Annotated in this window: 11 protein-coding genes; 6 read left to right on the forward strand and 5 right to left on the reverse strand. The window is 72.7% G+C overall.

Annotation, left to right across the window (positions count from 1 at the left end; translation table 11 throughout):
- Positions 1–30 precede the first annotated feature (30 nt).
- The 4 genes from ACZ67M_RS02640 (at position 31) to ACZ67M_RS02655 (ending at position 5423) form a co-directional block, all read left to right on the forward strand.
- Complete coding sequence (locus tag ACZ67M_RS02640) at positions 31–1146, forward strand: hypothetical protein (RefSeq protein WP_361354893.1); 1116 nt, start codon at positions 31–33, stop codon at positions 1144–1146.
- A gap of 152 nt (positions 1147–1298) precedes the next feature.
- Complete coding sequence (locus ACZ67M_RS02645) at positions 1299–3377, forward strand: MMPL family transporter (protein WP_469849285.1); 2079 nt, start codon at positions 1299–1301, stop codon at positions 3375–3377.
- 67 nt (positions 3378–3444) lie between these two features.
- Entirely contained in the window at positions 3445–4719 is a 1275-nt protein-coding gene (locus ACZ67M_RS02650; protein ID WP_469849286.1) for a sensor histidine kinase, read from the forward strand.
- A complete protein-coding gene (locus ACZ67M_RS02655; protein WP_469849287.1) occupies positions 4716–5423 on the forward strand; it encodes a response regulator in 708 nt (235 codons plus the stop codon). Before ACZ67M_RS02650 ends, ACZ67M_RS02655 begins: the two co-directional genes overlap by 4 nt.
- On the opposite strand, the gene ACZ67M_RS02660 is transcribed toward ACZ67M_RS02655, so the two are convergent.
- Positions 5408–6904, reverse strand: a complete 1497-nt coding sequence (locus ACZ67M_RS02660) for an alpha/beta hydrolase (RefSeq protein WP_469849289.1) — start codon at positions 6902–6904, stop codon at positions 5408–5410. The two genes, ACZ67M_RS02655 and ACZ67M_RS02660, sit on opposite strands and share 16 nt — an antisense overlap.
- A 161-nt stretch (positions 6905–7065) precedes the next feature.
- On the opposite strand from ACZ67M_RS02660, the gene recO reads away from it, so the two are divergent.
- Together recO and ACZ67M_RS02670 are read left to right on the forward strand one after the other, a co-directional pair.
- Positions 7066–7815, forward strand: coding sequence for a DNA repair protein RecO (recO, locus tag ACZ67M_RS02665; RefSeq protein WP_361354905.1), 750 nt, complete (start codon positions 7066–7068; stop codon positions 7813–7815).
- 50 nt (positions 7816–7865) lie between these two features.
- On the forward strand, positions 7866–8702 hold the full coding sequence (locus tag ACZ67M_RS02670; protein ID WP_469849291.1) for an isoprenyl transferase: 837 nt from the start codon (positions 7866–7868) through the stop codon (positions 8700–8702).
- Between the two features lie 71 nt (positions 8703–8773).
- Here ACZ67M_RS02670 and ACZ67M_RS02675 read toward each other — a convergent pair whose 3' ends face one another.
- The 4 genes from ACZ67M_RS02675 to ACZ67M_RS02690 form a co-directional block, all read right to left on the reverse strand.
- Entirely contained in the window at positions 8774–9193 is a 420-nt protein-coding gene (locus tag ACZ67M_RS02675; protein WP_122620198.1) for a Fur family transcriptional regulator, read from the reverse strand.
- 62 nt (positions 9194–9255) lie between these two features.
- Entirely contained in the window at positions 9256–10158 is a 903-nt protein-coding gene (locus ACZ67M_RS02680; RefSeq protein ID WP_361354910.1) for a metal ABC transporter permease, read from the reverse strand.
- A 13-nt stretch (positions 10159–10171) separates the two neighbouring features.
- Entirely contained in the window at positions 10172–10945 is a 774-nt protein-coding gene (locus ACZ67M_RS02685; RefSeq protein WP_361354913.1) for a metal ABC transporter ATP-binding protein, read from the reverse strand.
- A gap of 20 nt (positions 10946–10965) precedes the next feature.
- Positions 10966–11943 carry a metal ABC transporter substrate-binding protein gene (locus tag ACZ67M_RS02690; protein ID WP_392008605.1) on the reverse strand — a complete coding sequence of 326 codons (978 nt, stop codon included), beginning with the start codon at positions 11941–11943 and terminating at the stop codon, positions 10966–10968.
- Between the last annotated feature and the right edge of the window lie 179 nt (positions 11944–12122).

Consider the following 12122-nt stretch of genomic DNA (forward strand, 5'->3'; position numbering starts at 1 on the left):
GACGCGCATCCCAACGGGGGGAGAAGCGAGATGAGCACGGCACAGTCACCCCGACCCGACGACACGGCCCGCACCCCGGGCCCGGCCGACCCGAGGGGCGAGTCCCCATGGGCGCGCATGCTGCTGATCGCCCTCGTGGTCGGCGCCCTCTTCTGGAGCGTCACGGCACTGCTCAGCCCCGACGACGGCACCCTGCGGCAGTTCACGGCCGCCGTCCTCTGCGCCGGCGCGGCGCTCCTCGTCCAGTACGTGCTCGGCCTGGCACCACGCCCGGCCCACGAGCGGCTGGAGGAGCACACCCGCCGGGTGGAGAGCGCCCTCGCCGAGAACACCGCCGCCGTACGGGACGGGCTCAACCAGTACGACGACGAGCTGAAGTCCGGTCTGACCCGGTACACCGAGGACGTCAAGCAGCTCGTCGAGACGCACGTCACCCACGGGGACCACGGGTCCGGCGAGTCCGGGACGCCGCTGGACCCGGTCCGCATCGACAGCGTGCCCGACCTGGCCAAGGGCTTCGCCGACGTCCTGCTGCCCAGCCCCTCGATCCTGCACACCTTCGTCCACCTGGAGATGGAGCGGGTGGTCGGCCACATGGCGGACCTCACCAACCTGAGCGCCGAGTGCCCCGGCGAGAACCACGACTGGATGCTCACCCTCACCCGGGCCGCCGAGCAGTCCATCCTCGCCACCAGCACCTCCGTGGACCGGCAGTTCTGGAACAGCGAGCCCGCCGGGCGCTACCTCGACGCCCAGCAGGCGGCCATCGACGAACAGGGCGTCGCGGTACGCCGCCTGTTCCTGCTGGAGAGCGCCCGCGAACTCGACGACCGGCTGCTGCGCCTCTGCGAGGAGCAGGAACTGCGCCGCATCGACGTCCGCGTGGCGGTCCTGCCCGAACTGCCCCCGCACCTCCAGCGCGGCACCACCAACGACTTCATCCTCTACGACGAGGAGGTGTCGTTCGAGATCGAACAGGACCTGCGCGACGTCAACGTGCGGACCCGCCTCACCGCGCGCCAGGACTACGTACGGGACCGGCTCAAGCGCTTCCGGGAACTCTGGGACGCGGGCATGGGCCTGCGCGAACTGGAGGTGCGCGTCGACGACGAGGAGGACGGCAACTGGATGGTCGACCAGGCCTGACCGCCCTCTCGGTACTCCCCGGGGAGTAACGGCGCCCGCACGTCACCCGGGGCAGTACCGGGCAACTCGCCCCCGGGTCCGACGTGCCGGCCGCCCGCCGCCGGAAGTCTGGAGACAGCCGACCAGACATCCAGCGGAGGGAGGCCCGTCAGATGGGGGCCGTAAGGACAAGTGGGGGGCGACGGCGGGCCGTGCCCTGGCTGGTGCTCGGACTGTGGATCGCGGTCCTGGCGATCGCCTCGCCGTTCGCGTCGAAACTCGCGGACGTGCAGCGCGACCGCGCCGTCGACTACCTGCCGGCCGGCGCCGACTCGACGCAGGTCGCCAAGATCCAGGACCGGCTGCCGGGCGGCGAGGCCACCGAGATGGTCCTCGTCTACCACCGGGACGCCGGACTGACCGCCGCCGACCGGGCCACCGCCGCCGGCCAGGTCGCCGAGATCGCGGGCGCGCACGAACTCACCGGCCGTCCCGCCGGCCTCCCGTCCGAGGACGGCACCACCCTCATGTACCCGGTCGCCAGCACCGAGCCCGGCCAGGACGAGGAGGCCCGCGACGCCCTCGTCAACGCCGTACGGGACATCGCCCGGGGCGGCGACGGGCTGAGCGTCGAGGTCGGCGGCGCCGGAGCGCTCGCCACCGACGCCGCCGAGGTCTACAACTCCCTCGACGGCCCCCTGCTCTACACCACCGCGGCCGTCGTCGCGCTGCTGCTGATCCTCATCTACCGCAGCCCGTTCCTGTGGCTGGTCCCGCTCGCCGTCGCCGGCATCGCCGACTACCTCTCCATGGGCGTCGCCTACGGCCTCAACCAGTGGTTCGGCACCGCGGTCTCCGGCCAGAGCTCCGGCATCATGACCATCCTCGTCTTCGGCGTCGGCACCGACTACGCGCTGCTGCTGGTCTCCCGCTACCGCGAGGAACTGCGGCGCGTCGAGCGGCCGTACGACGCCATGGCCGCCGCCCTGCGCGGCTGCGGACCCGCCGTGCTCGCCTCCTCCGGCACCGTCGCCGCCGGGCTGCTGTGCCTGCTCGCCGCCGACCTCAACTCCAGCCGGGGCATGGGCCCGCTCGGCACCGTCGGCGTGCTGTGCGCGCTCGCCGCCATGCTGACCCTGCTGCCCGCGCTCCTGGTCCTGCTGGGCCGCCGCGTCTTCTGGCCGCTCGTGCCCCGCCACGGCAGCACGCCCAAGGCACGCAGGTCGCTGTTCGCGGCGATGGGCGGCTCCGCTGAACGCCGGCCCCGCACCGTCCTCGTGGGCGGCGCGGTGCTGCTCGGCGCGCTCGCGCTCGGGGCGTTCGCCCTGCCCGGCTCCCTCAAGCAGGAGGACTCCTTCACCACCCGGCCCGACGCCATCGCCGCGATGGAGACCCTCGCCGCCGCCTACCCGGAGCGCGGCACCCAGCCCATCACCGTCATCACCCCCACCGGCCGGGCCGAGGCCGCCCTCGCCGAGGCCCGCGACACCCGCGGCGTCAAGAGCGCCGAGGCCGTCCGCAGCGGCGGAGGCTGGACGGAGCTGACCGTACTCGCCTCCGCCCCGCCCCAGTCGGCGGCCGAGACCGCCACCATCGAGTCCCTGCGCGACTCGCTCGACGGCTCCTACGTCGGCGGCCCCAGCGCCCAGCAGATCGACCTGGAGGACACCAACGCCCGCGACACAGCCATCGTCGTCCCGATCGTGCTGCTGTCGGTGCTGCTGATCCTGACGGTGCTGCTGCGGTCGCTGGTCGCGCCGCTGATCCTGGTCGCCGCCGTGGTCGCCGTGTGGGGCGCGGCGCTCGGCATCGGGGGACTGGTCTTCGGGCCGCTCTTCGGCTTCGAGGGCACCGACCCCGGACTCGGCCTGCTGTCCTTCGTGTTCCTGGTCGCCCTCGGCGTCGACTACGGCATCTTCCTGATGCACCGCATGCGCGAGGAGTCCCTGCGCGGCGCCGAACCCACCGCGGCCGCGCTCTCCGCGCTGCGCACCACCGGCGGGGTCATCGCCTCCGCCGGGCTGGTCCTCGCCGCCACCTTCGCGGTGCTCACCAGCATGCCGATGGTGCAACTGGTCGAGCTGGGCTTCGTCATCGCGGTCGGTGTCCTGCTCGACACCTTCCTCGTCCGCACCTACCTCGTCACCAGCGCGAGCGTCGCCCTGCGGCGCCGGGTGTGGTGGCCGGGCCCGCTGTCCCGGGCGCCCCGGGAGCCCGCGGCGGCCGGTGAGCGGGAGCCCGTCGGTGTCTGAGGTGCCGGGCGACCGGAGTGCGCCCCTCCCCTCCCGGAGGGGCGCGTCCGTCGCGGAGGATGGGCCCGTGCAGGCAACCACCACGACAGTGCCCCGGCCGCGTGCCGGCGAGCGGATCATGGCCGCCGTCAACCGCGACCCGCGCGCCGCCCCGCACGGCACCCGCAACGACGCCGTGCTCGCCGCGGTCCTCCTCACCGGCGCCGTCTGCCTCGCCCTGTCCACCGACGAGGGCCGCCGCCCGGACGCGGCCGGCTGGACGCTGCTGGTCGCCGCGCACGTCCCGATCGTGTGGCGGCGGCGCCACCCGCTGCTGGTGCTCGCGGCGGTGGTGGCCCTCGTCGGGCCGTACCACGCGATGGACAACAACCACGCGGCGGCCGGTCCGGCCTCCTACGTGGCGCTCTACACGCTCGCCGTCACCGGCCGCCCGCTGCGCACGATCCTGACCGGCATCGGAGTCCTCACCATCTCCGTCGGCATCATGCTCACCGTCAACACCCACCAGGCCGTCGAGCTGATCCGCATCTCCGGCTGGGTGATCGCCATCCTCTTCGCCGGCGTCGACGTCCGCTACTACCGCCAGTACGTCGCCTCCATCGTCGAACGGGCCGAACGCGCCGAACGCACCCGCGAGGAGGAGGCCCGCCGCCGCGTCGCCGAGGAACGCCTGCGCGTCGCCCGGGACCTGCACGACCTGCTCGCGCACAGCATCACCCTCATCGGCGTGCAGACCTCGGTCGCCGCCCACGTCCTGACCGCCGACCCCGGCCGCCTGGACCGGGCCGCCGTCGCCAAGGCCCTCGAAGACATCGCCGAGACCTGCCGGAGCGCGCGCGGCGAACTGCGCACCACGCTGGAGGTGCTGCGGGAGCAGGACGCCACCGACGCCCGCGGCCCGCTGCCCGGACTGCACGGGCTGCCCGACCTCGCCAAGACCGCCCGGGGCGCGGGCGCGCGGGTGGAGCTGTCGGTACGGGCCGACGCCGTCCCGCCAGCGGTCGGCGCCGCCGCCTACCGCATCGTGCAGGAGGCGTTGACCAACTCCGTGCGCCACGCGGGCCCGAAGCCGTCCGTCCACGTCGAGGTGCGCGCCGAGCGGGGCGCCCTGCGCCTGTCCGTCACCGACGACGGGACCGGGCCCGACCCCGCCGGCACCCCCGGCTTCGGCCTCGTCGGCATGCGGGAGCGGGCCCGCAGCGTGGGTGGCACACTCGACGCCGGGCCGCGGGAGGGCGGCGGCGGGGGCGGCTTCGAGGTGACAGCCGTGCTGCCGACGCCCGCCGTACCGACGGGGCCCGCCCCGACCCCGACGCACCCGACCCCGGAGAGCGACCGATGACGATACGCGTGCTGCTCGCGGACGACCAGAACCTCGTCCGCGCCGCGTTCGCCCTGCTCGTGGCCTCGGCGCCGGACATTCAGGTGGTCGGCGAGGCGGCCACCGGCCGCGAGGCCGTGGAGCTGGCCCGCGCCGAACGCGCCGACCTCGTCGTCATGGACGTCCGCATGCCCGACCTGGACGGCATCGAGGCGACCCGGCTGATCGCCGCCGACGAGGACCTCGCGGGCGTGCGGGTGCTGGTCCTCACCACCTACGACACCGACGAGAACATCGTGGAGGCGCTCCGCGCGGGCGCCTCCGGATTCCTGGTCAAGGACACCCGGCCCGCCGAACTCCTCGACGCCATCCGCACGGTGACGGCGGGCGAGGCGCTCCTGTCGCCCGGACCGACCGCCCGCCTGATCGAGAGGTTCCTGCGCAGCCCCGCGACGCCCGCCGCGGGCATCGCGGGACCCGACTGCCTGTCCGACCGGGAACGCCAGGTGCTCGCCCTGGTCGCACGCGGCCTCAACAACACGGAGATCGCCGACTCCCTGGGCCTGAGCCCTCTGACCGCCAAGACCCACGTCAGCCGCATCATGGGCAAGCTGGGGGCGCGGGACCGCGCGCAACTGGTCATCGTGGCCTACGAGTCGGGGCTGGTGACCCCCGGCGTCGGCCGACCTCCGGCGGACGGCGGACCGACTCAGCCCTCGCAGTAGAGGTCGGCGGACGGTCGCTGACCGGTCGCGAGGAAGCGGGAGACGGTCCGGTCGCCGCAGGCGTTGCCGTTGGCGAGGTAGGCGTCGTGGCCGGTGGAGTCCACGGTGACCATGACCGCGCGCCGGCCGAGCGCCTCCCGCATCTTCCGGGCGCCGCTGAGCGGGGTGGCCACGTCCCGTTCGTTCTGGACGAGCAGGACGTTGGACGGCCCCCGGCCGGTGATCCGCACCGGCGCCTCGCGCGGCGCGTAGGGCCAGGCGGCGCACACCATCGCGTTGCGGGGCATGCCCGCGGTGAGCGGGTACTTGGCGCGGCTCTCGGCGACGCCCTTGCGGTACACGGCCGGCGACTTCGGCCAGGCGACGTCGTTGCAGAGCGTCCCCACCCCCACGGCGGTGACGTTCTGCAGCACGGACTCGGGCGGCGTCTGGGGCGCGGGCGGCACGGTGCCCTGCGCCGCGGCCCGCATCAGCCTGGCGAGCGTGGGATAGGCGCTGGGGCGGTACAGGCTGTCCAGCATCGTCTGACGCAGCACATTGCCGTTCAGCACCTCCGGGTTGGCTCCCGGCCAGGGGATCGGCGTACGGTCCAACTCGGCGGCGAGCCGCAGGAACCGCGGCCGTACGTCGGCGGCCCGGAGTGCCACGCGGTCCGGGTTGCCCGGCCGAGAGGCCCACGCGGCGAAGTCCGGGAAGGTGTCCTCCACGCCCTGCTCGTGGCCGGCGAGCCAGGCACGGGCGACGCGGGTCGGGTCGGGGTCGTCGTTGCTGTCCAGCACGATTCGGTCGGTGCGGTGCGGGAAGAGCTGCGCGTACACCGCGCCGACGTACGTCCCGTACGACACCCCCCACGCGGAGATCCTCTGCTCGCCGAGCGCGGCCCGGAGACGGTCGAGGTCGCGGGCCTCGTTCGCCGTGCCGAGGTGCCGCATCAGCTCGCCGCCGTCGCGTACGCAGGCGTCGGTGACGCGGCGCGCGGTGTCGAGGTTCCCGTCGATCGAGCCGTCCGGGGCGGGCCAGGGGCGGAGCCTGGAGGTGGCGAGGTCGGCGGTCTCCAGCCCGCAGTCGACGGCGGTGGACGGGGCGAGCCCGCGCGGCGCGAACCCGACCAGGTCGTAGGCGTCCCGGACTTCGCGCGGCAGCTTCTGCCCCTTCCCCGACGGGTCGCCCAGACTGGACCCGCCCGGCCCGCCGGGGATCAGCAGCAGCGTCCCGCGCCGGGCGTCCGGATCCTCGCTCCGGACGCGCGAGACGGCGATGTCGATAAGGGGGCTGCCGGGATCGGCGTAGTCCATGGGCACCCGGAGCGTGGCGCACTGCTGACGGGGGTCGGCGGCGCCCCCGCCGCAGTCCGTCCAGGTGAGGGTCCCGGCCGGGTCCGCGGTCGCGGCGGAGGCGGTGAACGGCGCGGTGATCCCGAGGAGTGCGGTGGAGACGCCGACGAGGGCGGCGTCGCGGATGATTCGCTTGCGCTGCGTCATACGAAGAGCCTCACGGATCTCCGGTGCCGCCCACATCCGGGCAACAACCCTCTTCGTACGGGGGTATACCCGAGGACCGTCCCGGCCGCGGCCCTCCTCACGGGCACCGCCTCCTCGCACTGCCGCACGGCCACCCCGGGGCATGCGCGAGAATGGGCGGCATGAGTCTGTTCCGCGACGACGGCATCGTGCTGCGCACCCAGAAGCTGGGTGAGGCGGACCGGATCATCACCTTGCTCACGCGCGGTCACGGACGCGTACGCGCCGTGGCGCGCGGGGTGCGGCGGACGAAGTCGAAGTTCGGGGCCCGCCTCGAACCGTTCTCACACGTCGACGTGCAGTTCTTCGCCAAGAACAGCGAGCTGGTCGGGCGCGGGCTGCCGCTGTGCACGCAGAGCGAGACCATCGCGCCGTACGGTGGCGGGATCGTCACGGACTACGCCCGCTACACCGCGGGGACGGCCATGCTGGAGACGGCCGAGCGGTTCACCGACCACGAGGGCGAGCCGGCGGTCCAGCAGTACCTGCTGCTGGTCGGCGCGCTGCGTACCCTCGCCCGGGGCGAGCACGCTCCGAACCTCGTGCTCGACGCGTTCCTCCTGCGCTCGCTGGCCGTGAACGGGTACGCGCCGACCTTCGGGGACTGCGCGAAGTGCGGCCTGCCCGGTCCGAACCGGTTCTTCTCGGTCGGGTCGGGCGGTTCCGTCTGCGCGGACTGCCGGGTGCCCGGCAGCGTCGTACCCTCGCCGCAGGCCCTGGAACTGCTCGGGGCGCTGCTCACGGGAGACTGGGTGACCGCGGACGCGTGCGAGCCGCGGTACGTGCGGGAGGGCAGCGGACTGGTGTCCGCCTATCTGCACTGGCACCTGGAGCGGGGCCTGCGCTCCCTGCGGTACGTCGAGAAGTCCTAGGCAGAAGCACGCAGAATCGCAGAATCACAGTACGAGGAGACGAGAGACACATGGCGGTACGCGGGATCCTTGGGCGGCAGCGCCGGGAGTACAGGGCGCCGGAGCCGCACCCGTCCGGCGCGCGGCCCCCGGGCCTCGGTGAGCTGGTCCCCGAGCATGTGGCGATCGTCATGGACGGCAACGGGCGCTGGGCCAAGGACCGCGGGCTGCCGCGGACCGAGGGGCACAAGGTCGGGGCCGAGCGGGTGCTCGACGTGCTCCAGGGCGCGATCGAGATGGGCGTGAAGAACATCTCCCTGTACGCCTTCTCCACCGAGAACTGGAAGCGGTCGCCGGACGAGGTGCGTTTCCTGATGAACTTCAACCGGGACTTCATCCGCAAGACCCGCGACCAGCTCGACGAGCTGGGGATCCGCGTGCGCTGGGTGGGGCGGATGCCCAAGCTGTGGAAGTCCGTCGCCAAGGAACTCCAGGTCGCCCAGGAGCAGACCAAGGACAACGACCGGCTGACGCTGTACTTCTGCATGAACTACGGCGGCCGGGCCGAGATCGCCGACGCCGCGCAGGCCCTCGCCGAGGACGTGCGGGCCGGGAGGCTCGACCCGTCGAAGGTCAACGAGAAGACCCTCGCGAAGTACCTGTACTACCCGGACATGCCGGACGTGGACCTGTTCCTGCGGCCCAGCGGCGAGCAGCGCACGTCCAACTACCTGCTCTGGCAGAGCGCGTACGCCGAGATGGTGTTCCAGGACGTGCTGTGGCCGGACTTCGACCGGCGCGACCTGTGGCGGGCGTGCCTGGAGTTCGCCTCCCGCGACCGGCGGTTCGGCGGGGCCATCCCGAACGAGGAGATCCTGGCCATGGAGGGCCGGAGCGGCGGGAAATGAGCCCGTCCGGCGTGTGAGGACGAGGCCGTCGGGCCGGAAGGGGTCCGGGGCGCGGCCCCGGACCCGGCGGCTCAGCCGCCGGAGGCAGTCGCGCAGTCGGCGCAGGTGCCGAAGATCTCCACGGTGTGGGCGACGTTGACGTAGCCGTGTTCGGCGGCGATGGCCTCGGCCCACTTCTCCACCGCGGGGCCCTCGACCTCGACGGCCTTGCCGCAGGAGCGGCAGACCAGGTGGTGGTGGTGGTCGCCGGTGGAGCAGCGGCGGTAGACGGACTCGCCGTCGGCGGTGCGCAGGACGTCGACCTCGCCGGCGTCGGCGAGGGACTGAAGCGTGCGGTAGACCGTGGTGAGCCCGACCGAGTCGCCCTTGTGCTTGAGCATGTCGTGGAGTTCCTGTGCGCTGCGGAACTCCTCGACCTCCTGGAGAGCCGCCGACACGGCGGCCCGCTGCCGGGTGGCGCGGCCCTTCACGGGCGGTCCAGCGGTCGTCACCGGGTTCCTCCTCACGTCTTGGCGGCTTGCCGGGCCATTGTGCCAGCCCGGTTCGCCCGCGGTCAGACGCCGACCTCGTCGGTGGCCCCCCGGGTGGCCGGAATCTTGCACTCCGCCGGATCCGACGCGGGCCCCGCGGCGGTGGCCGCTCGCGCGCGTCGCCGGGCGAGCGGTGCCGCCAGCGCGGTCAGCAGGACGAACGCGCCGATGGTGAGCAGCACGATCGTCGCGCCGGGCGGCACGTCCTGGTAGTACGAGGTGACCGTGCCGCCGATGGTCACGGCGACGCCGAGCGCGACGGCGATCGAGAAGGTGGCGGCGAAACTGCGGGTGAGCTGCTGCGCGGCGGCCACCGGGACCACCATCAGCGCCGACACCAGCAGCAGACCGACGACGCGCATCGCGACCGTCACCGTCACCGCGGCCGTGACCGCCGTCAGCAGGTTCAGCGCACGCACCGGCAGGCCGGTGACCCGGGCGAACTCCTCGTCCTGGCTGACCGCGAACAGCTGCCGGCGCAGGCCCAGGGTGACCAGGACCACGAAGGCGGCCAGCACGCAGATCGCCGTGACGTCGGACTCGCTCACCGTGGACAGGGAGCCGAAGAGGTACGAGGTGAGGTTGGCGCTGGAGCCGGTCGGGGCGAGGTTGATGAACATCACACCGCCGGCCATGCCGCCGTAGAAGAGCATCGCGAGGGCGATGTCGCCGCGGGTCTTGCCGTACCAGCGGATCAGCTCCATGAGGACCGCGCCGAGCACGGAGACCAGGGTCGCCATCCACACCGGGGACCAGGAGAGCAGGAAGCCGAGGCCGACGCCGGTCATCGCCACGTGGCCGATGCCGTCGCCCATGAGGGCCTGGCGGCGCTGGACCAGGTAGATGCCGACGGCGGGCGCGGTGATGCCGACCAGGACGGCCGCCAGCAGGGCCCGCTGCATGAAGGCGTAGTTCAGGATTTCCATAGTCGTCGCCTTCTCAGCTCAGCAGGCCGGTGCGGATCGGTTCGGCGTCCGTGGGCGCGTGCGGGTGCACGTGGTCGTGGCCGGGCAGTGCGTGCTGGCCGACCGCCTTCGGGGGCGGGCCGTCGTGCAGCACACAGCCGTCGCGGAGCACCACGGCCCGGTCGATCAGCGGCTCCAGGGGGCCCAGCTCGTGCAGGACGAGGAGGACCGTCGTACCGGCCGCGACCTGCTTCCTGAGCGTCTCGGCCAGCACCTCCTGGCTGGCCAGGTCGACGCCCGCCATGGGCTCGTCCATGATCAGCAGTTCGGGTTCGGCGGCGAGCGCGCGGGCGATCAGCACGCGCTGGTGCTGGCCGCCGGAGAGGGCGTTCACCGAGTCCTTGGCCCGGTCGGTCATGCCGACCAGGTCGAGGGCGCGGCGCACGGCCTCGTGGTCGGCCTTGCGCAGGATGCCGAAGCGGGCCCGGGAGAGCCGCCCGGAGGAGACCACCTCGGTCACCGTCGCGGGGACGCCGCCCGCGGCCGTGGTGCGCTGCGGGACGTAGCCCACGCGCGCCCAGTCGCGGAACCGGCGCCGGTCCGTGCCGAACAGCTCGATCTCCCCGGCGGTGACCGGCACCTGGCCGATGACGGTGCGCACGGCCGTGGACTTGCCCGAGCCGTTGGCGCCGAGCAGGGCGACGACCTCGCCGCGGCGCACGGTGAGGTCGATGCCGCGCAGGACGGGGCGTGAGCCGAGTTCGGCGCGCACGCCGCGCAGCGAGATGACGTTGACGGGCTCGCTCATGCCGCCCTCCGGTGAGTTGATCACTTGGCTCCCAGGGCCGTCCGCAGGGCCTTGAGGTTGGCTTCCATGACCTGGAAGTAGTCGTCGCCGCGGGACTTCTCGGTGATGCCCTCGATCGGGTCGAGGACGTCCGTCTTGAGACTGGCGTCCTTGGCGACCGTCTTCGCGGTCTTGTCGCTGACGAGCGTCTCGTAGAAGACCGTGGAGACGCCGTCGGCCTTCGCCATCTTCTCAAGCTCCTTGACCCGGGCTGCGCTGGGCTCGGACTCGGGGCTGAGGCCGCTGATGGCCTCCTCGGTCAGGCCGTAGCGCTCGGCGAGGTAGCCGAAGGCGGCGTGCGTGGTGATGAAGACCTTGGTGTCGGTGTCCTTCAGCCCGGTCTCGAACTCCGTGTTCAGGGCGTCGAGCTTCTTGACCAGGGCCTCGGTGTTCTTCTTGTAGTCGGCGGCGTGGTCGGGGTCGGCCTTCTCGAAGGCCTCGCCGACGCCCTTGGCGACCTCGCCGTACTTGACCGGGTCGAGCCAGACGTGGGGGTCCTTGCCGCCCTCCTCGCCGTGCTCGTGGCCGTGCTCCTCCTCGGCGTGATCGTGCTCGGCGGCGTGTCCGCCGACCTCGGAGCCGTGCTCCTCCAGGGCGGTCAGCGTGGTCGCGTCGATCTTCGTCTTGGCGCCGGACTGGGCGATGGCCTCGTCGGCGGAGGGCTGGAGGCCCTTGAGGAAGAGCGCGGCGTCCGACTCCTCCAGCTGGGCGCGCTGCTTGGCGCTGATCTCCAGGTCGTGCGGTTCCTGGCCGGGCTCGGTCAGACTGGTGACGTTGACGTGGTCGCCGCCGATCTGCTCGGCGAGATAGGCCATGGGGTAGAACGACGCGACGACGTCGAACTTGTCCGTGTTGCCCGCCGCAGCGCTGTCGCCGGAGCAGGCCGAAAGGGTCCCGAGGCCGAGTGCGGCGGCCGCGGTGACTGCTATGCCGGATATGTGACGTCGTCGTACGTTCATGGGATTCATTTTCAACAAATATGGAAACGGTTGTCAACAAACGGTCGTACCGGGGGCCCGCGGATCCTGCGGGGCCCCGATTTGGTTGAGGGGCAGTCCACGCCGGTAACCTGAAGCATTCTCTGGAAGCATCTCGCTTCGCCCGCCCGTCACCCGACCACCACCCCTCATCGAGGCGC

The organism is Streptomyces sp. NPDC107500 (assembly GCF_055582785.1).

What these genes read in the sequence shown, in the direction of transcription:
- ACZ67M_RS02680 (WP_361354910.1), bottom strand. Translation starts at nt 10,158, where the DNA reads ATGGAAATCCTGAACTACGCCTTCATGCAGCGGGCCCTGCTGGCGGCC.
- ACZ67M_RS02640 (WP_361354893.1), top strand. Translation starts at nt 31, where the DNA reads ATGAGCACGGCACAGTCACCCCGACCCGACGACACGGCCCGCACCCCG.
- ACZ67M_RS02685 (WP_361354913.1), bottom strand. Translation starts at nt 10,945, where the DNA reads ATGAGCGAGCCCGTCAACGTCATCTCGCTGCGCGGCGTGCGCGCCGAA.
- ACZ67M_RS02655 (WP_469849287.1), top strand. Translation starts at nt 4,716, where the DNA reads ATGACGATACGCGTGCTGCTCGCGGACGACCAGAACCTCGTCCGCGCC.
- ACZ67M_RS02670 (WP_469849291.1), top strand. Translation starts at nt 7,866, where the DNA reads ATGGCGGTACGCGGGATCCTTGGGCGGCAGCGCCGGGAGTACAGGGCG.
- ACZ67M_RS02660 (WP_469849289.1), bottom strand. Translation starts at nt 6,904, where the DNA reads ATGACGCAGCGCAAGCGAATCATCCGCGACGCCGCCCTCGTCGGCGTC.
- recO (WP_361354905.1), top strand. Translation starts at nt 7,066, where the DNA reads ATGAGTCTGTTCCGCGACGACGGCATCGTGCTGCGCACCCAGAAGCTG.
- ACZ67M_RS02690 (WP_392008605.1), bottom strand. Translation starts at nt 11,943, where the DNA reads ATGAACGTACGACGACGTCACATATCCGGCATAGCAGTCACCGCGGCC.
- ACZ67M_RS02645 (WP_469849285.1), top strand. Translation starts at nt 1,299, where the DNA reads ATGGGGGCCGTAAGGACAAGTGGGGGGCGACGGCGGGCCGTGCCCTGG.